Genomic DNA, 20,330 nt, shown 5'->3' with positions numbered 1-20,330 from the left:
CCAGACGATCGCCGACAGATCGGGTGCAGGAGCGCCGAGCGCCGACATGACGACACCGGTCGCGAGCACCAGCAGGACGGGCAGGCCGAGCGCGACGGCGTACCAGACCCAGCCGACCCGCCACCGGACCAGCCGCGAGCCGAGCTGCCGGAACCCCCGGCGACCGTCGGCGACCGCAATGACGACGAGCGCCGCGACGAGCGGACCGCCGGGGAAGAAGGGCGTGCCCAGCGAGATCCCGGCCGCGTCGAACGCCCAGGGCGTCCACGACACCGCGTAGGCGAGGGAGAAGAAGCTGATCAGCCGGTGCTGCCGCACCCAGGACACGGTGCTGGACATGAGGGCCTCCGTCGGGTGGAGAGGAACACGACCGAGGGTCCGCCGGACGGCCCCGCCCCGACCAGCAGGCAGGCCCTGGACCGTCCTCAGGGCTGACCCTGCACCCGTCGGCCGCGGCCGCTGCACCGCTCACCCCTGGTGGCCACCGCGGGCTCCTCCGGCTCCTTTCCGGCGGTGTCGAGGGACCCCGGTCCGCCCGCCGCCGCCCGGACGTGAGCACGGGCAGCCGGCGGGGTGGGTCGGGCATGGTCCGCACCCACCCGGGGTGGTTCTCCGGTGGGGGTGGTGTGGGCGGCCGAGGGCCGCGGCACGGTGGGTGGGAACGCAGGAGGCCACCGTGGAACCGACGTACTGCCTGGTCGTGAGCAGCCCGATGCCGTCAGCGGTCATCGGGGACGTGCGAGATCGGTTCGGGGACGTCCGGGTCTCCGCTGCACCGGCCGGAGTGGTCATCGAGTGCTCGGTTCCCGACCAGGCCGCGTTGAGGGCGCTGCTGACCCAGGTCTGGGACGTGGGTGGCGCGGTCGTGCTGGTGGTGGCCGTGACGGCCACCAGGATCGGGAGGAGTCGACATGGCCACGATCAGCGGTGATCCGATCGCCACGGCCCCCGGCACAGCGGTCCGGGGCAGGCCCCGCACAGGGCCCCGGCCACACCCGGTCTCCCGGTGGTCGTGGCTGTGGCTGCTCGTGGGCGCGGGCCTGCTGCCCTTCGCCAGCATGCAGACGCTGATCCCCCTGGCGGCGTGGGTGGCGCCCGTCTTCCTGATGCGCTTCACCCGCAGCCAGCGACCCGCGATCGGGTTGCCGGTCCTGGTGGTCGCGATGTGCCTGGCGCTGCTGGTGGGAGCCAGGGACGGGTTCTTCCCGATGGAGAACGGGATCGGGTACTACCTCTTCGTCGTCACCCTCGGGGTCGGCGGTGCGGTGCCGTTCGCCGTCGACCGCGTCCTGGCGCCGTGGTTGAGCGGCCTCTCGCGCACGCTGGTCTTCCCGGCAGCCGTGACCGCCGTGGAGCTCGTCGGCGCGATCAGCAGCGCCTACGGCACCGCGGGCAGCACGGCCTACTCCCAGTACGCCGGCCTGCCGCTGCTGCAACTGGCATCGGTGACGGGAATCTGGGGCCTGACCTTCCTGGTGAGCTGGCTGGCGCCGGTGCTGAACCAGCTCTGGGAGCAGGGGTGGTCGGGCTCGGGGAGCCGGGGCCCGGTCGTGGCCTTCGCCGCGGTCCTGACCGCCGCTCTGCTGTTCGGCGGAGTCCAGCTCGCCTTCGCCGCACCCGCCGCGGAGACGGTGCGCGTCGCCGCCCTCGCCCCTGACCGGCAGCTGTCGGACCTGGCCTACTCCGCACCGGATCTCACCACGGCCGATCCCGCGGAGCGTGCCGCCGTCCGGGACGAGTACCTCCGGCCGGTGCTCGACGAGCTGTTCCAGCGATCCGAGCGGGAGGCCGTCGCCGACGCGAGGATCATCGCCTGGTCGGAGGCCGCCGTCCGCACGCTCGAGGAGGAGCAGACCGCCGTCGTGGCGCGCGCGGCGGACCTGGCCCGGCGGCACGGGGTCTACCTCCAAGTCTCGATGATCGTGCAGCTCGCCGACGCCGGCGACGAATCCGACGGGGGCGCGGTCAACGAGAACCACGCCGTCCTGCTGGGCCCGAGCGGCACGGTCGTGTGGGACTACCAGAAGTCCAAGCCCACGCCGGGGGACGGGCAGGAACCAGGTCCCGGCGTCGTCCCGACCGTCGACACACCCTACGGCCGGCTGGCCACGATCATCTGCCAGGACGACTTCTTCCCCGGTCTGGTCCGCCAGGCCGGCCGGGCCGGGGTCGACATCCTCCTGGTGCCGTCCAGCGACTGGCGCAGCATCGCGGGGTGGCACGCCCAGCAGGCGCCCTTCCGTGCGGTCGAGAACGGGGTCGCGCTGGTCCGCCCGACCCGTCAGGGGATCTCGCTGGCCACCGACGCGCAGGGCCGGCTGCTCGGCCACAAGGCCGACTACGTCGTCGCCTCCGAGCAGACCCTGGTGGTCTCCGTGCCGACGCGGGGGACCGACACGTGGTACCCCCGCGCGGGGGACACCGTCGCCTGGGCCAGCGTGGTCGGCCTGCTCGTCCTGACCGGCGCAGCCTGGGGTGCCCGCCGCCGATCCCGCGACGGTGCTGGTCCGGCCGCGCGGACCGGCTCAGATCAGGCCGAGCGCCCTGCCCTGCTCGACGGCCTCCCGCCGCGATGACGCGCCGAGCTTGCGGTACAGGCTCTTGGTGTAGCCCTTCACGGTGTTGACGGACAGGAACAGCGCCTCGCCGACCTCCCGCTGACTGGCCGGGCCGGACAGCGCCGTCAGCACCGACAGCTCCCGATCGGTGAGGTCCTCGTGGAGTCGGCCGAGCCGCCGTGCGGCACGCACGGCGCCTCGGCCGAGCCGGGTCTCGACCGCCTGCAGCTCCGCCGCCGCGAGCCGTCGGAGCGGGGTCGCACCCGCGACCTCGCGGGCCCGGGTCGCCGCCTCGCGCGCAGCTCCCCGGTCGCCTGCGGCGAGCTCGACCTCGGCCAGGCTGCTCAGTGCCCTCACCAGTTCCACGTCCCGCCCCCAGGTCTCGGCGAACCGGACCGCGCGGCGCAGGTGGCTCCGGGCGAGCGCCAGGTCGCCAGCGCGGTGAGCGAGGCGGCCGGCCACGAGCCTGAGCCAGGTGACCGACGCCGCGGCGGCGTCCCCCCACGCGTCCTCCAGGGCGTCGGCCCGCGCCCCGACCTCGGCACAGACCTACCTCGCTGGCTCGAGCTCGCCCACGTGGAGGAGGTTCAGGGCCAGGAGCCCCGCGGTCTGGAGCAGCGCGGACGTCGGCAGCAGGGCAGGTGAGGGTCGTCGCCAGGCGTCGGCGAGCAGGGCGACCGCGTCGGCGTACTGCTCGGAGCGCACGAGCGTGCTCGCCAACGCAGCATGCGCCAGCACGTAGCCGGGACGCTCGGGATCCGTCTCGAGCTGCACGGCACCGCGTCCCTCGGCGAGGGCGGTGGCGCCGAGGTCGCCCTCCTCGTGGCCGTAGGCGGCTCGCATCGTCAGCAGGCAGGCGCGGGCGCTGAGCCACCCGTCGATCGACACGGCACCGTCGTCGACCACGGCCTCGGCAGCGTCACACCAGTGCCGCACCCGGTCGAAGCGACCGCTCAGCACGGCGGCGTAGGCGAGCATCACGCAGACCTCGGCGTCGGCCGGCCCGCCGGCTGACGCCGCGTCCTCACCGAACTGCAGGTAGGCAGCCGCGGCGCCGCGCTCGAAGAACCACGTCTCGGAGGACCTCAGCAGGTCGGTCGCACCGACGAGGTCCCCGGCGGCGATCAGGTGCCGGACGGCCTCGTCGGTCCGCCCCTCGCGGGCGTACCAGTCGGCGGCCCGGCCGAGCAGCGCCGGGACCGGGTCGGGACGGGTGGCCCCGAGCTCTCGTCGCAGCACGTCGCGCAGCAGGGCGTCGCCACAGCGGCACCAGCGAGGACGGCGGCAACCGCACGCCACCGACCGCGGCCACCATGGCCGACGCCTCCTCGACGGTGAACCGCAGGTCCGTCGCCCGGATCTCGGTCAGTTCGCCGCGCGCCCGCAGTCTGGCCAGCGGCAGCGCGGGGTCGGCTCGTCCGGCCATCACCACGCACAGGGACGCCAGCACGTAGGTGAGCAGGAACTCCAGCCCCTCCCAGACCCCGCGGTCGCGCAGGACGTGGACGTCGTCCAGGACCAGGACGTACCGGCCGGTGCTCGCCGCCAGGTCGTTCAGCAACAGCGGCAGCGCGGCGGTGACCGGCTCCACTCCCGGAGCGGACAGCGCCGTCAGCGCCCGGCCGCCCACCGCCGGGTCGAGCTCACGGAGCGCCGTCAGCACGTAGGTCCAGAACCGGACCGGCTCGTCGTCGGACCGGTCGAGCGACACCCACGCCGTGCGCGGCCGTTGGTCGGGCTCCGTCGCCCAAAGCGCCAACAGCGTCGTCTTGCCCCAGCCGGCCGGCGCCACCAGCACGCACAACCGGGAGCCCGGGGCGGCGCGGAGCCGGTCGTGCAGGCGCTCCCGGACCACTGCCCCCGGCCGTGGAGGTGGCACCGCGTGCTTCACCGACAGCAGCGGGGAGTGCGGTGGTCCCGTCACGACGCCTCCTGGGCCGCCCGGTGCTCCCCGGGCTCGTGCTCGCCGGGAAGGCGATGGGGATCGCTCCGGTCGCGCTCCGCCGGTGCCTGCTCCTGGCGCGGCCGGTCAGGCCTCCCCGCCCAGCTCGCCGTCGTCAAGTCCCCGTTGCCGACGCCCGTCCTCCTCGGCGTCGGCGCGCTCCTCCGCCCGGATCACGGTGAGCGGATCGGCCATCCCTTCCGTCGCGGCCCGGGGCTCGGTGTAGGCGTCGGGGTCCTGCGGCTCGCGGCTCATGGCGCGGCTCCTCGAAGGTCGGTGGTGCGACCGCGGTGGTCACGACGACGTCGTCCCGGCTGAGGCCGAGCCGGAAGGCGAGCAGGTTGAGCGCCTCGGTGGTGTTCCGGGGGAACAGGGCCACGTGCGTCGCCGGGTCGGCGCCCACGAACCGGGTGGTGGTCTCCTGCGCCTGCTCGTACCGGGCGGTCGAGTACTGCGACTTCGCCCCGGCGCCCCGGTGCACGCTCGAGTACCACGGCAGGAAGTCCTCCACGGCACGCAGGACGGCGTCCGACGCCGCCGTGGTGGCCGCGGTGTCGAGGTCCACGTAGCGGCGGAGGGCGCCCGCGACGGGGATCCTCAGGTCGTCGCCGACGAGGCGACCACCCGGGGTCGATGGCGCCACAGGTCGAACAGTCCTCATCGCTCCCAGGCTCCCGTCCCGACCCCGGCCCGGTCCCGCGCCCGGGCGTGGTCGCGTCGGCGCGGCTCGCCCGGTCGATCCGGCGATCGTGGGTCCAGCGTGGTGCGGGGGCGTCACCCGTTCGTCACCGCCGGGTAGCGGGTCCGGGCGGCCCGCGTCCGACGCCCGGGGCGACGGGGTCCGGCGGGCCTATCGTGGCCGCGGGAGGCGTCATGACCGCCGACATCAATCTCCAGGACCGCTTCACGGTGCCGGGCCGGTACTGGCACCGGCTCGACGACGGTCGGGTGCAGTGCGACGTCTGCCCGCGGGAGTGCCGGCTGCACGAGGGCCAGCGGGGCCTGTGCTTCGTGCGCGGCCGCGTCGACGACCAGGTCGTGCTGACCTCCTACGGGCGGTCGAGCGGGTTCTGCGTGGACCCCATCGAGAAGAAGCCGCTCAACCACTTCCTGCCGGGCAGCGCGGTGCTGTCGTTCGGCACCGCCGGCTGCAACCTGTCCTGCCGGTTCTGCCAGAACTGGGACATCTCCAAGTCGCGGGAGATCGACCGGCTCTCCGACACCGCCGGCCCCGACGGCGTCGCCGCGGCCGCCGAGCGGCTGGGCTGCCGCAGCGTCGCCATGACGTACAACGACCCGACGATCTTCCTCGAGTACGCGGTGGACGTCGCCGACGCGTGCCGGGCGCGGGGCATCAAGGCCGTCCTGGTCACCGCCGGCTACGTGGGCGAGGAGGCGCGGCGGGAGCTGTACGCGCACGTCGACGCCGCGAACGTCGACCTCAAGGCCTTCACCGACGACTTCTACCGGCGGGTGGCGGCCGCCCGCCTGCAGCCGGTGCTCGACACCCTCGTGTACCTGCGGCACGAGACCGACGTGTGGTTCGAGGTCACCACGCTGCTCATCCCCGGGCACAACGACTCCGACCAGGAGATCGGCGCCGAGTGCGCATGGCTCGCCGAGCACCTGGGGCCCGACGTCCCGCTGCACTTCACCGCCTTCCACCCGGACTTCAAGATGCGCGACGTGCCGCCCACGCCGCCGGCGACGCTGACCCGCGCGCGGCGGATCGCCCGGGACTCCGGGCTGCGCTTCGTCTACACGGGCAACGTGCACGACGCCGAGGGCGGCCGCACCACCTGCCCGGCCTGCCGCGAGACCGTCGTGGAGCGGGACTGGTACGTCATCGGGCGCTACCGGCTCACCGACGACGGGCGCTGCGCCTCCTGCGGCACGGCTGTCCCGGGCCGCTACGACGGGCCGGTCGGCCGGTGGGGGGCGCGGCGGCTGCCGGTGTCCCTCGCAGGGGGCTGAGCGTGCGGGTGCGTCCGCCCGCGGTCGCCGGCCGGTTCTACCCCGGCGACCGGGAGGAGCTGCGGGAGCTGGTGGACCGGCTGCTCGGCGGGGTCCGGCGCCCGCTCCCGCCGGTCCGGCCCGCTGCCCTGGTCGCGCCGCACGCCGGCTACCGCTACTCGGGCGCGGTGGCCGCGACCGCGTACGCGCAGCTGCGGGACGCCGTCCCCCGGGTGGTGCTGCTCGGGCCGGCGCACCGCTGGCCGCTCGACGGCATGGCGGTGCCGGCCGTGGACGCCCTCGCCACGCCGCTGGGCGCCGTGGCGGTCGACGACGACGCCCGGACGGCGGCCGCCGCGCTGCCCGGCGTGGCGGTGGACGACCGGCCGCACGACGGCGAGCACTCCCTCGAGACGCAGCTGCCGTTCCTGCAGCGGGTCCTCGGCCCCGACCTGACGGTGCTGCCGGTGCTGGTCGGCCGCGCGCAGCCGGCGTCCGTGGCGGCCGTCCTGACCGCCCTCGACGGCGCGCTCGCCGTCGTCTCCACCGACCTCAGCCACCACCTCGACGAGCGCTCCGCCCGGGAGCGGGACCGACGCACCGCCGACGCGGTCCTGGCCCGCGACGCCGGCGCCGTGGGACCGGAGGACGCCTGCGGCGCCGCCCCGCTGCGCGGGCTGCTGTCCCACGCCGCCGAGCGCTCCCTGGCGGTGGAGCTGCTCGCGCTGGCGACCTCGGCCGACACCGGGGCGGGGCGCGACCGGGTCGTCGGCTACGGCGCGTTCCTCCTGCACGACGCCGCGGGGACGGGTCCGGCGCCGTCGGCCGCTCAGAAGCGGTAGTGCAGCACGACCGTGCCCTTCCGGGCCCAGGCCGTGCTGCGCGCCGACAGCCGGTAGTACGCGCGCAGGAGCGGGGGGAACAGGGCGACCTCGGGCTCCCGGGGGATCAGGATCTCCCGGACCAGGGTCAGTGCGGGGTCCCAGCGTTCCGGGTCGTGCGGGTCGTCGGAGCCGGGGAACTTGATCAGGTCGGCGACGGAACGGGTACCCGGGGTGTGCTGGATCGCCCAGATCGCGAACTTGGGGTAGCTGTTGAAGGCGATCTCCCCGCTCGGGAAGTGGCTCGTCAGCCGGTTCAGCAGGGTTCCGACCTGGTCGAGGGCGAGGAAGCCCAGCAGGCCGTCGGCGACGATCACGGCCGGCCGGTCGGCGGGGACGGCGGAAAGCCAGTCCGGGTCCGTCACGTCCGCCGCGACGACGTGGGCGTTGGCGGGTTCCGGCACCAGGCCCGCACGGGCCTCGGCGACCGCGGGGAGGTCGACGTCGTACCAGTCGACGGTGGACGGCGGGTCGATGCGGAGCACCCGGGTGTCCAGCCCCGCGCCTAGGTCCACCCCGACGCCGTCCGGGTGACGCGCCAGGAACCGGGACGCGACCTCATCGAGCTTCTTGGCCCGCAGCGCGGCGTTGAGCCGCAGGTTGGTGTCGATGTGCAGTGACGCGTGGTCGTAGTCGAGTGTGCGCACGATCTCGTCGGCCATCGCGTCACCGAGGACGGGACGCGGCGAGCGGTAGTCGAGCGCCCGGCAGCAGAGCGTCAGGAACAGGCTGTCTTCGACCGGCGTGAAGGCCGGCAGGGTAGCCGCCATGGTGGGTCCTCCCCTCCACCGGTAGCCAAGCCCCCGGCCGGGACCGGTCCCAGGGTCGTAGGGCACGTCGGCGCCCGATACCGACGCGGAGCGGAACGGGCCGCAGTGCAGGACGGCTACCGGACCAGGCGCAGCGCCGGCACCGAGGCGGCGGGGCCGGCCGCCGCCGACCCGCCGGGGAGGAGAGCGAGCACCGGGCGGGCACCGACCGCGCGCGGGCCACCGAGCCGAGCCCGGAGGGACACGTTCGCGTAGCCGGCGGGCAGCGGGTGACAATCCTCGCGGGCGGGCCGCGGCGTAGCAGGGTGCTGCGCCAGGTGGACGTAGACGATGCTGTCCGCGGGGTCGTACGTCCTCATCTCGTCGCCTCCTCCCGGACCCGCCGGTGCGACGGCCGCGAACTGCGACGGCGACGCCGGCGGTGCGATCCGGACGGCCTCAGCATGACCCGGGGGTACGACAGGACCAGGGCCCCGATGCGAGCCCGGACCCGTCCGCCGCGACCGCCCGCAGGACGTCGGTGAGCTCGGCGCGGGAGCGGTGCGAGACGTCATGGTCGCCCCTCGGGGCGAGGGGATCAGGTGTAGGTGTGGAACCCGCGCCCGGTCTTCCGGCCGAGCTCGCCGGCGGCGACCTTGTCGCGGAGCAGCTGCGGCGGGGCGAACCGCTCGCCGAGGGTCCGGTGCAGGTACTCGGCGATCGCCAGCCGCACATCGAGGCCGACGAGGTCGGTGGAGCGCAGCGGGCCCATCGGGTGGCGGTAACCGAGCTCCATGGCGGTGTCGATCGCCTCGGCGTCCGCGACCCCCTCCTCGAGCATGCGGATGGCCTCCAGCCCCAGCAGCACGCCGAGTCGGGACGAGGCGAAGCCGGGGGAGTCCTGCACCACGACGTCGGTCTTGCCCAGGGCGCGCACCCAGCCGCTCGCCGTCGCGACCAGCTCCGGGTCGGTCTCGCGGGCGACCACGACCTCGACCAGCTTGGACGCCGGCACCGGGTTGAAGAAGTGCAGGCCGAGGAACCTGGCCGGGCGCTCCAGCGCCGAGGCGAGCTCGGTGACGGACAGGGAGCTGGTGTTGGTGGCCAGCACGGCGTCAGGGGCGACGGCTGCCTCCGCGGCCCGCAGCACCCGGGCCTTGAGGTCGGCCTGCTCGGGGACGGCCTCGACGACCAGGCCGGTCCCGATGTCCAGCGCGGTGGGGGAGTCGACCACGGTGAGCCGGTCCAGGACCGTGGTGACGTCGCCGTCGAGCTTGCCTCGCCGGGCGGCCTCCTGCAGGCCGTCGGCGACGCGTCCGCGGGCGGCCGCGGCGGCCTCGTCGCCGGCCTCGACGACCGCGACCCGGGCGCCGGCCGCCAGGAAGGCCTGGGCGATGCCGGCGCCCATGCGGCCGCCGCCGATGACGCCGACTCGGGCCGGGACGGCGGTCACACCGTCTCCACGAGCATCGCGACACCCTGACCGACGCCGACGCACAGGGTGGCGAGGCCGCGGCGGCCGCCCTCGCGCTCGAGCCGGCCGAGCAGGGTCACCAGGAGGCGGGCCCCCGAGCACCCGAGTGGGTGGCCGAGGGCGATCGCGCCGCCGTCGGCGTTGGTGATCTGCTCGTCGATCTTCAGCCGGCGCAGCACCCCGAGCGACTGGGTGGCGAAGGCCTCGTTGAGCTCGACGGCGTCCAGGTCGTCGACGGTCCAGCCGGCCTTGGCCAGTGCCTTCTCCGTCGCCGGGACCGGCCCCAGCCCCATGACGTTGGGGGCGACACCGGCGCTCGCGCTGACCACGATCCGTGCCCGCGGGGTGAGCCCGTGCCGCTCGACCGCCGCGCTGCTGGCGAGCACGAGGGCAGCGGCGCCGTCCGACAGCTGTGAGCTGTTCCCGGCGGTGACGATCCCGCCGGCCCGGAACACCGGCTCGAGCCTGCCGAGGGTCTCCGGCGTCGAGCCGCGACGGGGACCCTCGTCCGCGGTCACCTCGACGGTGTCCTTCACGCGCACAGTGACCGGGACGATCTCCCGGTGGAACCGGCCGGCGTCCTGGGCGGCGACCGCCCGCTCGTGGCTGCGGACCGAGAAGGCGTCGCACTCCTCGCGGGTGAGGCAGTCGAGGGCGGCGATCTCCTCGGCCGTCTCGCCCATCGACAGCGTGACCTTGCGGGTGCGCGGGTCCTCGGGGTGCTCGGCCGACTCGTCGTGGGCGGTGAACCGGGGGTTGGTGAACCGCCAGCCGAGGGCGGTGTCCGCGACCTCGCCCGGCTTGGCCCACGGCGTGCCGGGCTTGGCCATGACCCACGGGGCGCGGGTCATCGACTCCACGCCACCTGCGATGGCCAGGTCCAGTTCCCCGGCCCGGATGGAGGCTGCCGCCGACGCCGTCGCGGTCAGCCCCGACGCGCAGAGCCGGTTGGTGGTGTAGCCGGGCACCGTGTCCGGCAGGCCGGCGAGCAACACGGCCATGCGGGCGACGTCGCGGTTGTCCTCGCCCGCCTGGTTCGCCGCACCGAGGACGACCTCCTCGACCGCCTCCGCGGGAGCGCCGGACCGGCGCAGCGCCTCGCCCACCACCAGGGCGGCGAGGTCGTCGGGGCGGACGGACGCCAGGGCGCCGCCGTACTTCCCCTGCGGGGTACGCACCCCGTCGACGAGGTAGACCTCGGTGTTCTCGTGGGACATCGTCGCTCCTCGGCTCGCCGGATCCGGCCGTGTGGTGGGAACGGATTAACCGACCGCTTGGTCAGTAGTAGGTGCGCCCAGCTTGGCGGGTGCCCTCCGGGGAAGCAACCCCCAGGAGCCCTCGGCACAGTCGCCGGCGCCCGAGGCGGATGCGGGACTCACCAGCGTCGGGAGGCCGCGTCGCCGTGTCGCCCGCCCGGTGTGTGGCGTGCGGTGACCCGGGGGCTGGGCGGCGGGGGCGGCCGCCGCCCAGCGCCCCGGGGTCCGTTCGTGTCGCCGGACGTGTGGCGGCCGCCCGTCAGGGTCGGACGTCGAGCGTTCCGGCCTCGTCCGGGTGCGCGCGCAGGTACTCCTCATGGGCCTCGGCCACCCGGAGGTTCCTCCCGCGGGTCTCCCCGGCGGCGGTCACCGCGGCGAGGGAGATGACGCAGAGCACCATGATGTAGACGCCGACCGAGCCCGACCACCCCGTTGACTGCAGGAGCAGTTCGGCGATCATCGGCGCGAAGGCGCCACCGAGGATCGCCCCCAGGGCGTAGCCGATCGAGACGCCGGAATAGCGGACCTCGACGGGGAACATCTCCGCGTACATCGCCGACATCGGGCCGTACGAGAGCCCCAGTCCGACGGTCAGCAGGAACAGTGCGACGCCGTAGAGCCAGATGTTCCGGGTGTCGATGAGCAGGAACATCGGGATCATCCAGACGAAGACCAGGGCGTAGCCGATCTGGAACGTCCGCACCCGGCCGATGCGGTCGGACAGGGCGCCGCCGTACAGCGTGAAGACGAGCCAGCCGAAGGACGCCAGGGTGGTGGCGAGCAGGACCGACGGGCGCGGCAGGCCCAGGGTGGTGCTGGCGTAGGCGATGAAGAAGGCGATGAGCAGGTACCCGGCGGCGTTGTTGGCGATGAAGATCAGTGCGCTGAGCACGACCTGCTTGGTGTTGCGCCGGAAGAGGTCGCGCAGCGGTGCGGAGGACTCCTTCTTCCGCAGCCGCATCTCCTTGAAGACCGGGCTCTCCTCCACGGCGCGGCGGATCAGGTAGCCGATGAGGATCAGGACCACCGAGAGCAGGAAGGGGATGCGCCAGCCCCAGGACTGGAACTGCTCGGGAGTCATCGCCGTGGACAGCAGCCACAGCACGCCCGTCGCGAGGATCATGCCGATCGGCACACCGATCTGCGGATAGGCGCCGAACAGACCACGCCGCTCCACCGGGGCGTGCTCCACCGACATCAGCGCCGCGCCGCCCCACTCGCCGCCTGCGGAGAAGCCCTGCAGGACCCGCAGCAGGATCAGGATGGCCGGTGCGGCCAGGCCGATCTGCTCGTACGTCGGCAGCAGTCCGATGAGTGCGGTGGCCGTGCCCATCAGCAGCAGGGTGAAGACCAGCATCCGCTTGCGGCCCAGCCGGTCGCCGAAGCGCCCGGCCACGATGGCCCCCAGTGGGCGGAACAGGAAGCTGATGCCGATGGTGGCCAGCGAGAGCACGGTGGCCAGCCCGGGGGAGTCCTCGCTCAGCGGGGACAGGAAGAGCGGTGCGAGCACCAGGCTCGCGGCCTGGGCGTAGATGAAGAAGTCGTACCACTCGATGGTGGTGCCGGCGAGGGTGCCCGCGAGGACCTTGCGTTCCTCGGCGGTCTTCCGCTGGCGCGAGCGGGAGGGAGCATGGCTGAGGAGAGACATGAGAACTCCGCCGTCGATCGGTGGGGGTTCGTTTACTGACCGATCGGTCAGTTCATGGGGCGACGGTACCCGGATGTGCCCGACGGCACAATGGCCTCTCGGTGCGCGACGGCCCTCGGGACCGTCACCCGCTCGCAGCCGGAGGCGATCGTCGCGGCTCAGCAGCTCGGACCACCGCTCCCTGCCGCGGCGTGACCGACACCGTCCGAGGAGCCTCGCCGACGAGACCGGCCACACACCCCGCCCCCCGAGTGCGTGCCCGCCGCGGAGGGCCGGCCGGTCGTGGCAGGCGGTCCTGCTGACACCGGGCACCCCGGCAGAGACGGGCGCGGCACGCCCGGGCTCCCGCGGCCGGGAGGTCGCCCCTATCGCCCGCCGATGCGGGTCTGGACGGCCTCCTCGCTCATGACCACCTGGCCGGTCGTGCCCCGGCCGAGCAGGCGGCCCTCGGCGTCGACGGCGGTGCACTCGCAGGTCAGCCGGTTGCCGCGCAGCTCCACGCACCGGGCCGTCACCCGGACGGGATCGCCGACCCAGGCGGGGGCCAGGTGCTCGACCGACAGCGAGCTGCCGATCCCGGCCTCGCCGGGCTCGAGGTGGCGGAGCAGCAGCTTCCGGCCGGCCTCCTCGAAGTGCTTGGCCATCGAGTAGGTCGCGTACACCGGGTGGACGGGCCCGAGCTCGTCGAAGCAGACGGTCATCTCCGGCGTCACCACCACATCGAGGACGGCCGACTCGCCGACGGGGACAGGCCTCACGCGGGCACCCAGCGGGCGGGCCGCTTCTCACGGAAGGCGGCGATGCCCTCCTGGCCCTCCTCGCTCGCGAACAGGCGCGCGGACAGGTCCAGGAGGTCCGGGAACCGCTCGGCCAGTGGCCCGGTCCGCGCTGCGCGCAGCAGCCGCTTGGTCTCGGACAGGGCCAGCGGCGCGCCCTTGCCGAGGGCTTCGACCTGCGCGGCCACGCACGCGTCGACGTCCTCGGCGGGGACGACGAGGTCCACGAGCCCGCCGGCCAGCGCCTGCGGGGCCTCGAACACCTCCCCGGTGAGCAGCAGCCGGTGCGCCACGCTCGGCACCATGCGCGGGAGGACGACGGCGGAGATGACCGCCGGGGCGATCCCGATCCGCACCTCGGTGAAGGCGAAGGTGGCCGCCTCGGCGGCGACCACCACGTCGCAGGCGGCCAGCAGGCCGACGCCGCCGGCCCGCGCGGGGCCGCGGACGACGCCCACCACCGGCTTGGGCGAGTCCCAGACCATCTCCAGCAGTGCGGGGAACTCGTTGACGCCCTGGTCCTCGGCCGCGCCGCCGGCGGCCTCGGCCAGGTCCATCCCCGAGCAGAACACCCGGCCGGTGTGGTCGAGGACGACGACCCGCACGGAGTCGTCGGCGATCGCCTCGGTCAGGGCGGAGCGCAGCTCGGCGCGCATCGCCCGCGACAGCGCGTTGCGGTTGGCGGGGGAGTCGAGCGTCAGGGTGGCGACCCCGCGCCGGCGCTCCACCTGCAGGACCCGGTCGCTCATCGGCGTCAGGCGTCGAAGTCGACGGTGACGGCGTCGGAGAGGGGCACCGTCTGGCAGGTGAGCACGTAGCCGGCGTCGACCTCCTTGGCCTCGAGGGCGTAGTTCCTCCGCATCTCGACCTCGCCGTCGGTCACCCGCGCGCGGCAGGTGCCGCAGACGCCTCCCTTGCAGGCGAAGGGCAGGTCCGAGCGGACCCGCTGGGCGGAGTCGAGCACGGTCTCGTCCTTGGGCAGGGCCAGCGTGGTGGAGCGCCCGTCGAGGACGACGGTGACCTGGCTGCTGGGACCGGTGACGGTCTGGTCGTCGCCGCGGACCGGCTGCGGCGGGACGTCGTCGACGTAGAACAGCTCCTGGTGCACCTTCTCGGACGGCACGCCGAGCTCGGCGAGGAGGGCTCGCGCGTCGCCGACCATGCCGTGCGGACCGCACAGCCACCAGTGGTCGACGCGCTCGACCTCGACGAGGTTCTCGACCAGCGCCCGCAGGCGGGCGCCGTCGAGCCGGCCGCTGGTCAGCTCTGCATCGCGCGGCTCGCGGGAGAGCACGTGCACCAGCTGCAGGCGGGGGCCGTAGGCGTCCTTGAGGTCGGCCAGCTCGTCGGCGAACATCACCGTGTTGGTGCGCCGGTTGCCGTAGAAGACCGTGACGGTGGACTGCCCGTCGCGCAGCACGCTGGCGGCCAGCGACAGCGCCGGGGTGATGCCGGAGCCCGCGACGACGAAGACGTGATCGGCCGGCGTCGACAGGTCGGCGGTGAAGGTGCCCGACGGCGGCAGCACCTCGATCGCGTCGCCGGGCTTCACCTCGTGCACCAGGTAGGAGGAGAAGAAGCCGCCGGGGACCTCGCGGACGCCGACCCGTGGCGCCGCACCCACCGGCGCACAGATGGAGTAGGAGCGGCGCTCGTCCCGGTCGCCGTCGACCCGGCGCAGCGTGAGCGCCTGGCCGGGCCTGAAGCGGTAGTCCTCCGCCAGGTCGGCGGGGATGTCGAAGGTGACCGCGACCGCGTCGTCGGTCAACCGCTCGACCTCGGCCACCGTGAGCGGGTGGAACTGCGGCCGCCGCCGGGGGCGGGCGGGGGCCTCGGCGGGCGCGGTGTTCTGTCGCTCGGTGGTGCTCCGCGGTCGCTCCGCTCCTCGCTCGCCGGCGCTCGCTGCGATGCTCACTTCCTGTCGCACCACTCAGATCTCCTTGAAGTGCTCGAACGGCTCGCCACAGCTGCGGCAGCGGCGCAGGGCCTTGCAGGCGGTGGCGCTGAACTCGCTCTGTTCCACGGTGTCGGGCGAGCCGCACTGCGGGCAGCCGGCCGTGCGGCGGGTCGGCCCGAGCTGCAGCGGGACCGGGCCGGGGGAGCGGACCGGCGCGGTCCCCGGCGGGGCGATGCCGCCGGCGGCGAGCTTGCGGCGACCGTCCTCGCTGATCCAATCGCTGGTCCACGCCGGGGAAAGCACCGTGCGGACGTCGACGTCGCGGAAACCGGCCGCGTGCAGCGCGTGCAGCAGGTCGGCGCGCATGACCCCCATCGCCGGGCAGCCGGAGTACGTGGGCGTGATGTCGACGACGACCGTGCCGTCGTCCTCCATGCGGACGTCGCGCAGCACGCCGAGGTCGGCGAGGGTCAGCATCGGCAGCTCGGGGTCGGTGACCGTCTCGGCCACGGCGCGGGGATCGGTGGTGGCCCGCTGCAGGGTCACGGCGGTCACCAGGTCGCCGCCGGGTGCTGCCGGGCCAGCCCCTGCAGGGTGTCGAGCAGCTCGGTCAACTCCGGCCCGTGCTCCCCGAGACGCCCGCGGGGCGGTGCGTCGGCGGGCCAGTCCGGCACGGCGAGCGTGGCCCGCTCGAGCACCTGGGTGAGCACGGCCCGGACCTCGTCGCGGACGTCGGCCGGGTCGACGGCGACCCCGGCTGCGGCCAGCCGGGTCTCGACGTCGGTCGCGGTGAACAGGTCGGCCAGCAGCGGCCACACCGCCTCGACGCCGTCCTGGGCGCGGCGGTGCGACTCCGCGGTGCCGTCGCCGAGGCGCAGTACCCAGCGGGCGGCGTGGTCGCGGTGGTAGGTGAGCTCCTTGACGCCCTTGGTCGCGATCGCGGCGAGCACCGGGTCGCGGGAGTCACGGAGCCGCGCGAGGACCGCGAGCCGGACCGAGGCGGCCACGAGCAGCCGGACGAGGGTCCGGGCGAAGTCGCCGTTCTCGACCTCGACCAGCGCGGTGGAGCGGAACTCGTCGGCATCGCGGAAGTAGGCCAGCGCGTCCTCGTCGGGGATGGTGTCGGTGGCCAGCTGCCGGGAGCGGCCGAGCACACCCACCGAGCCGCCACGGGCCAGCAGCAGCCGGGCCTGGCCGAGCAGGTCGAGCCCGATGTTGCCGATCGCGACCTCCTCCTCGAGCTCCGGCGCGTTGGTGATCCACTGCGTCAGCCGCTGCGCGAGCACGAGGGCGTCGTCGCCGAGCATCAGGCAGTAGGCGCCCAGGTCGGCGGGGTCGATGCCGTCGGGAACGGTGGTATCGACCCCGGCCAGCGGCTCGTCGAAGCCGGTGCCGAAGGCCCAGTGCCCCTCGTCGTGGGCGTTGACCAGGGCCTCGTAGACGGTCTCCTCGTGAACCACGACGGAACGCTCCTTGCCTCGTGACGGGTGGATGGAAGGCCTCTTCTCATGGGCCCACGGCGAGCCTGCGAGCCGTGGGGGGAGAAGGGGTCCTTCTGCTTCAGATGTGGGGGACGTCCTCGGGGATCTCGTAGAACGTCGGGTGCCGGTAGACCTTGTCGCCGCTGGGGGCGAACAGCGGGTCCTTCTCATCGGGGCTCGACGCGGTGATGTCGGCGGCCTTGACCACCCAGATGCTCACGCCCTCGTTGCGCCGGGTGTAGAGGTCCCGGGCGGCGTCGATGGCCATCTCGTCGTCCGGGGCGTGCAGCGAGCCGACGTGCACGTGGTTGAGCCCGCGCTTGCCGCGGACGAACACCTCGTACAGCGGCCAGTCGCGCCTCACGGCCCGGCGGCGGGGCTCCACCGGCACCTCGGGGCCGGTCGGGATGGCGCCGTGCCCGCCCTCGGCGGTGACGGTGCCCGTCGGCTCGACTCCGCCCTCGTTCCGCTCCTGGGTCGCCGGCGCTCCCTGCGATGCTCGCTCGGCCGTCGTCCTCGCGTCGGGGGTGCTCACGCGCCGGCTCCCTCGTGCTTCGCGGCGTAGGCGGTGGCCGCCTCGGTGACCCAGGTGTTGTCGTCGCGGGCCGCCCGCCGGCGAGCGAGGCGAGTGGCGTTCATCGGGCCCTGGCCGCCGACGACCCGCTTGAACTCTTCCCAGTCGAGCTTGCCGAACCGATAGTGGCCGGTCCCGGGGTCGAACTCGAGCTCCGGGTCGGGGAACGTGACGCCGAGCACCTCGGCCTGCGGGACGGACATGTCGACGAACTTCTGACGCAGCTCGTCGTTGGTGTGCCGCTTGATGCCCCAGGCCATCGACTGTGCGGTGTTGGGGCTGTGCTCGTCAGGGGGGCCGAACATCATCAGCGTCGGCCACCACCAGCGGTCGACGGCGTCCTGCACCATGGCCCGCTGCTCCGCGGTGCCGCGCATCATCGTCATCAGCAGTTCGTAGCCCTGCCGCTGGTGGAACGACTCCTCCTTGCAGATGCGGATCATCGCCCGGGCGTAGGGCCCGTAGGAGGAGCGGCACAGCGGCACCTGGTTGCAGATCGCCGCGCCGTCGACCAGCCAGCCGATCACGCCGACGTCGGCGTAGCTCAGCGTCGGGTAGTTGAAGATCGAGCTGTACTTCTGCTTGCCCTCGATGAGCTTGTCGGTGAGGTCGGCGCGGTCGGCGCCGAGGGTCTCGGCGGCCGAGTAGAGGTACAGGCCGTGTCCGGCCTCGTCCTGCACCTTGGCGAGGAGGACCGACTTGCGCCGCAGGCTCGGTGCGGCCAGCAGCCAGTCACCCTCCGGCTGCATCCCGATGATCTCCGAGTGCGCGTGCTGGGCGACCTGCCGGATGAGCGTCTTGCGGTAACCCTCCGGCATCCAGTCGCGCGGCTCGATGCGGTGGTCGGCGGCGATCGTGGCGTCGAACTGCCTCTGCAGCGCGGTCTCGTCGGAGGCGGGCCGTTCGAGTGTGGGTGCCGACATCTCGTTCCCCTCGGGGTGCGACTCGAGCCATTTACTGACCGGACGGTCGGTAATCAGTGTGCCTGACGCCGGCCCGCCGCACAAGTCCTGGCCAGAAGTCGCCACAGGGGGCTTGACAGGGCGCGGCTGGAGAGAGTTGATTACCTGACCATCCGGTCGGTATTTGGAGCGACGCCCTCCGCCGACCGTCCGGCGACGACGCTCAGGACCACGGAGGCCTCCGCCATGACGGCTGTGACCAGCGAGCCCACCCGGCGCCTGGGAGCTCCTCCCGACCCGGCCCTCCTCGACCCGGCGGAACGGCTGTCCGGCGAGGAGCTGCGCACCCTGCAGCTCGAGCGGCTGCAGTGGACCCTGCGGCACGCCTACGAGAACGTGCCGCACTACCGGGCGGCCTTCGACGCGGCCGGCGTGCACCCCGACGACTGCCGGGAGCTCGCCGACCTGGCGAGGTTTCCCACCACCAGCAAGGCCGACCTGCGGGACAACTACCCGTTCGGCATGTTCGCCGTCCCCCAGGACCAGGTGCGCCGGGTGCACGCCTCCTCCGGCACGACCGGGCGGCCCACGGTCGTCGGCTACACCGAGCGGGACATCGACACCTGGGCCACCGTCATGGCCCGCTCCATCCGGGCGGCCGGTGGGAGGCCCGGCGACAAGCTGCACAACGCCTACGGCTACGGCCTGTTCACCGGAGGCCTGGGTGCCCACTACGGCGCCGAGAAGCTCGGCTGCACCGTCATCCCCATCTCCGGCGGCATGACCCCACGCCAGGTCCAGCTGATCACCGACTTCGAGCCGAGGGTGATCATGGTGACGCCCTCGTACATGCTCACCGTGATCGACGAGTTCGAGAAGCAGGGCCTGGACCCCAGGGCCAGCTCGCTGGAGATCGGCATCTTCGGCGCCGAGCCGTGGACCGAGCAGATGCGCCGCGAGATGGAGGAGCGCGCCGGCATCCACGCCGTCGACATCTACGGCCTGTCCGAGGTGATGGGCCCCGGCGTCGCCCAGGAGTGCGTCGAGACCAAGGACGGCCTGCACGTCTGGGAGGACCACTTCTACCCCGAGGTCATCGACCCGCTCACCGGTGAGGTGCTGCCCGACGGCGAGCAGGGCGAGCTGGTGTTCACCTCGCTCACCAAGGAGGCCATGCCGGTCATCCGGTACCGCACCCGCGACCTCACCCGCCTGCTGCCCGGCACCGCCCGGCCCGGCATGCGGCGCATGGAGAAGATCACCGGCCGCACCGACGACATGATCATCCTGCGGGGGGTCAACCTGTTCCCGACCCAGATCGAGGAGATCGTGCTCCGGACCCCGGGGCTCTCACCGCACTTCGCCCTGGAGCTGACCACCCGCGGCCGGATGGACCACCTCACCGCCCGGATCGAGGCCCGGCCCGACTGCCCGGCCGAGCGTCGGCCGATCGCCGCCGCCGAGGTCACCAAGGCGGTGAAGGACACCGTCGGCACCAGCATCGACGTCGTCGTCGTGGACCCGGAGACCCTGGCCCGGTCGATGGGCAAGCTCAAGCGCGTCTACGACAACCGGGACCGCGCGTGACGTCCACGGCCGACCCCGCCCGGACCCGGCGCGGCCGCCCGGGTCACTCGCTGGACTCCCTGCTCGACGTCGCCGTCGCGGTCTTCAACGAGCGCGGCTACGACGCCACCAGCATGGAGGAGCTCGCCGCGCGGCTCGGCGTCACCAAGTCGGCGATCTACCACCACGTGTCCAGCAAGGTCGAGCTGCTCCGGCTGGCGCTCGACCGGGCCCTGGACGCGCTGTTCTCCGTCACCGAGGAGCCGGGCGCCACCACCGGACCGGCCATCGACCGCCTGGAGCACGTCGTCCGCGGTTCGGTGCGCGTGCTCGCCGCCGAGCTGCCGTTCGTGACCCTGCTCCTGCGGGTGCGCGGCAACTCGCCGGTCGAGCAGGCGGCCCTCCAGCGGCGTCGCCGATTCGACCGCGTCGTCACCGACCTGGTGCGCGCCGCGGAGGAGGAGGGCGACGTCCGCCCCGACGTCGACCCGGCCATCACCAGCCGCCTGCTGTTCGGCACCGTCAACTCGCTGACCGAGTGGTACCGACCCGACGGCGGCCTGTCCGCCGACGACCTCGCCGACGCACTCGTCGTCACGACCTTCCAGGGCCTGCGCGCTCGGCCCGCCCCGTCGCCACCGACCTGAACCCACCCGTTCCTCCGTGGAGGAGC

At 73.7% G+C, this 20,330-nt stretch carries 21 protein-coding genes and 3 pseudogenes; 6 read left to right on the top strand and 18 right to left on the bottom strand.

The features are described 5' to 3' along the window. Positions 1 to 339, bottom strand: a pseudogene (locus BLW63_RS22855) (hypothetical protein); the annotation flags it as partial. A 337-nt stretch (positions 340 to 676) separates the two neighbouring features. On the opposite strand from BLW63_RS22855, the gene BLW63_RS22850 reads away from it, so the two are divergent. Both BLW63_RS22850 and BLW63_RS22845 read left to right on the top strand, forming a co-directional pair. Further along, a complete protein-coding gene (locus BLW63_RS22850) occupies positions 677 to 931 on the top strand; it encodes a hypothetical protein (RefSeq protein ID WP_091161403.1) in 255 nt (84 codons plus the stop codon). Continuing rightward, on the top strand, positions 912 to 2,576 hold the full coding sequence (locus tag BLW63_RS22845; protein WP_091161401.1) for a nitrilase-related carbon-nitrogen hydrolase: 1,665 nt from the start codon (positions 912 to 914) through the stop codon (positions 2,574 to 2,576). Before BLW63_RS22850 ends, BLW63_RS22845 begins: the two co-directional genes overlap by 20 nt. On the opposite strand, the gene BLW63_RS22840 is transcribed toward BLW63_RS22845, so the two are convergent. From BLW63_RS22840 to BLW63_RS29075, 5 genes and pseudogenes are all read right to left on the bottom strand, one after another. Further along, on the bottom strand, positions 2,526 to 3,020 hold the full coding sequence (locus BLW63_RS22840; RefSeq protein WP_170856926.1) for a helix-turn-helix transcriptional regulator: 495 nt from the start codon (positions 3,018 to 3,020) through the stop codon (positions 2,526 to 2,528). The two genes, BLW63_RS22845 and BLW63_RS22840, sit on opposite strands and share 51 nt — an antisense overlap. An 87-nt stretch (positions 3,021 to 3,107) precedes the next feature. Continuing rightward, positions 3,108 to 3,797 (bottom strand): hypothetical protein, encoded by a 690-nt coding sequence (locus tag BLW63_RS28225; RefSeq protein ID WP_091161395.1) that lies wholly within the window; start codon positions 3,795 to 3,797, stop codon positions 3,108 to 3,110. Between the two features lie 190 nt (positions 3,798 to 3,987). Beyond that, a pseudogene (locus tag BLW63_RS29080) lies at positions 3,988 to 4,413 on the bottom strand (AAA family ATPase); the annotation flags it as partial. A 174-nt stretch (positions 4,414 to 4,587) separates the two neighbouring features. After that, a complete protein-coding gene (locus BLW63_RS28220) occupies positions 4,588 to 4,755 on the bottom strand; it encodes a hypothetical protein (RefSeq protein ID WP_244522743.1) in 168 nt (55 codons plus the stop codon). Between the two features lie 43 nt (positions 4,756 to 4,798). After that, a pseudogene (locus BLW63_RS29075) lies at positions 4,799 to 5,161 on the bottom strand (aminotransferase class V-fold PLP-dependent enzyme); the annotation flags it as partial. A 212-nt stretch (positions 5,162 to 5,373) separates the two neighbouring features. On the opposite strand from BLW63_RS29075, the gene amrS reads away from it, so the two are divergent. Beyond that, entirely contained in the window at positions 5,374 to 6,474 is a 1,101-nt protein-coding gene (amrS, locus tag BLW63_RS22825; protein WP_091161391.1) for an AmmeMemoRadiSam system radical SAM enzyme, read from the top strand. Positions 6,475 to 6,476: 2 nt separating this feature from the next. After that, positions 6,477 to 7,295: an AmmeMemoRadiSam system protein B gene (amrB, locus tag BLW63_RS22820; RefSeq protein ID WP_211517241.1), complete on the top strand. Its 819-nt coding sequence runs from the start codon at positions 6,477 to 6,479 to the stop codon at positions 7,293 to 7,295. Here amrB and BLW63_RS22815 read toward each other — a convergent pair. From BLW63_RS22815 to paaA, 12 genes are all read right to left on the bottom strand, one after another. Next, on the bottom strand, positions 7,283 to 8,104 hold the full coding sequence (locus tag BLW63_RS22815) for a class I SAM-dependent methyltransferase (RefSeq protein ID WP_091161388.1): 822 nt from the start codon (positions 8,102 to 8,104) through the stop codon (positions 7,283 to 7,285). The genes amrB and BLW63_RS22815 overlap by 13 nt on opposite strands. Before the next feature lie 116 nt (positions 8,105 to 8,220). Then, positions 8,221 to 8,463, bottom strand: coding sequence for a hypothetical protein (locus BLW63_RS22810; RefSeq protein WP_091161385.1), 243 nt, complete (start codon positions 8,461 to 8,463; stop codon positions 8,221 to 8,223). Between the two features lie 218 nt (positions 8,464 to 8,681). Continuing rightward, on the bottom strand, positions 8,682 to 9,536 hold the full coding sequence (locus BLW63_RS22805; RefSeq protein WP_091161382.1) for a 3-hydroxyacyl-CoA dehydrogenase family protein: 855 nt from the start codon (positions 9,534 to 9,536) through the stop codon (positions 8,682 to 8,684). Next, a complete protein-coding gene (locus BLW63_RS22800) occupies positions 9,533 to 10,774 on the bottom strand; it encodes a thiolase family protein (protein WP_091161380.1) in 1,242 nt (413 codons plus the stop codon). The genes BLW63_RS22805 and BLW63_RS22800 overlap by 4 nt, the downstream gene beginning before the upstream one ends. A gap of 298 nt (positions 10,775 to 11,072) precedes the next feature. Then, entirely contained in the window at positions 11,073 to 12,461 is a 1,389-nt protein-coding gene (locus BLW63_RS22795; RefSeq protein WP_091161378.1) for an MFS transporter, read from the bottom strand. 365 nt (positions 12,462 to 12,826) lie between these two features. Next, positions 12,827 to 13,219: a thioesterase family protein gene (locus BLW63_RS22790; protein ID WP_091161375.1), complete on the bottom strand. Its 393-nt coding sequence runs from the start codon at positions 13,217 to 13,219 to the stop codon at positions 12,827 to 12,829. Continuing rightward, positions 13,216 to 13,986, bottom strand: a complete 771-nt coding sequence (locus BLW63_RS22785; protein ID WP_091161373.1) for an enoyl-CoA hydratase-related protein — start codon at positions 13,984 to 13,986, stop codon at positions 13,216 to 13,218. Before BLW63_RS22785 ends, BLW63_RS22790 begins: the two co-directional genes overlap by 4 nt. A gap of 5 nt (positions 13,987 to 13,991) precedes the next feature. Beyond that, positions 13,992 to 15,167 (bottom strand): 1,2-phenylacetyl-CoA epoxidase subunit PaaE, encoded by a 1,176-nt coding sequence (gene paaE / locus BLW63_RS22780; RefSeq protein ID WP_244522742.1) that lies wholly within the window; start codon positions 15,165 to 15,167, stop codon positions 13,992 to 13,994. After that, complete coding sequence (gene paaD, locus BLW63_RS22775) at positions 15,168 to 15,689, bottom strand: 1,2-phenylacetyl-CoA epoxidase subunit PaaD (protein WP_170856925.1); 522 nt, start codon at positions 15,687 to 15,689, stop codon at positions 15,168 to 15,170. Then, positions 15,686 to 16,594: a 1,2-phenylacetyl-CoA epoxidase subunit PaaC gene (gene paaC / locus BLW63_RS22770; RefSeq protein WP_091161371.1), complete on the bottom strand. Its 909-nt coding sequence runs from the start codon at positions 16,592 to 16,594 to the stop codon at positions 15,686 to 15,688. The genes paaD and paaC overlap by 4 nt, the downstream gene beginning before the upstream one ends. Before the next feature lie 100 nt (positions 16,595 to 16,694). After that, positions 16,695 to 17,150 (bottom strand): 1,2-phenylacetyl-CoA epoxidase subunit PaaB, encoded by a 456-nt coding sequence (paaB, locus tag BLW63_RS29070; protein WP_425284255.1) that lies wholly within the window; start codon positions 17,148 to 17,150, stop codon positions 16,695 to 16,697. Then, entirely contained in the window at positions 17,147 to 18,112 is a 966-nt protein-coding gene (gene paaA / locus BLW63_RS22760) for a 1,2-phenylacetyl-CoA epoxidase subunit PaaA (protein ID WP_091161368.1), read from the bottom strand. Before paaA ends, paaB begins: the two co-directional genes overlap by 4 nt. A 225-nt stretch (positions 18,113 to 18,337) precedes the next feature. Here paaA and paaK point away from each other — a divergent pair, with 225 nt between their 5' ends. Both paaK and BLW63_RS22750 read left to right on the top strand, forming a co-directional pair. Further along, positions 18,338 to 19,678, top strand: coding sequence for a phenylacetate--CoA ligase PaaK (gene paaK / locus BLW63_RS22755; protein ID WP_091161366.1), 1,341 nt, complete (start codon positions 18,338 to 18,340; stop codon positions 19,676 to 19,678). Then, a complete protein-coding gene (locus tag BLW63_RS22750; RefSeq protein ID WP_091161363.1) occupies positions 19,675 to 20,304 on the top strand; it encodes a TetR/AcrR family transcriptional regulator in 630 nt (209 codons plus the stop codon). Before paaK ends, BLW63_RS22750 begins: the two co-directional genes overlap by 4 nt. Positions 20,305 to 20,330: the final 26 nt, after the last annotated feature.

The sequence above is a fragment of the Geodermatophilus africanus genome, assembly GCF_900107105.1.
GTDB classification, from domain to species: Bacteria; Actinomycetota; Actinomycetes; order Mycobacteriales; family Geodermatophilaceae; genus Geodermatophilus; species Geodermatophilus africanus.
This window is presented reverse-complemented; position numbering and strand designations above follow the sequence as displayed.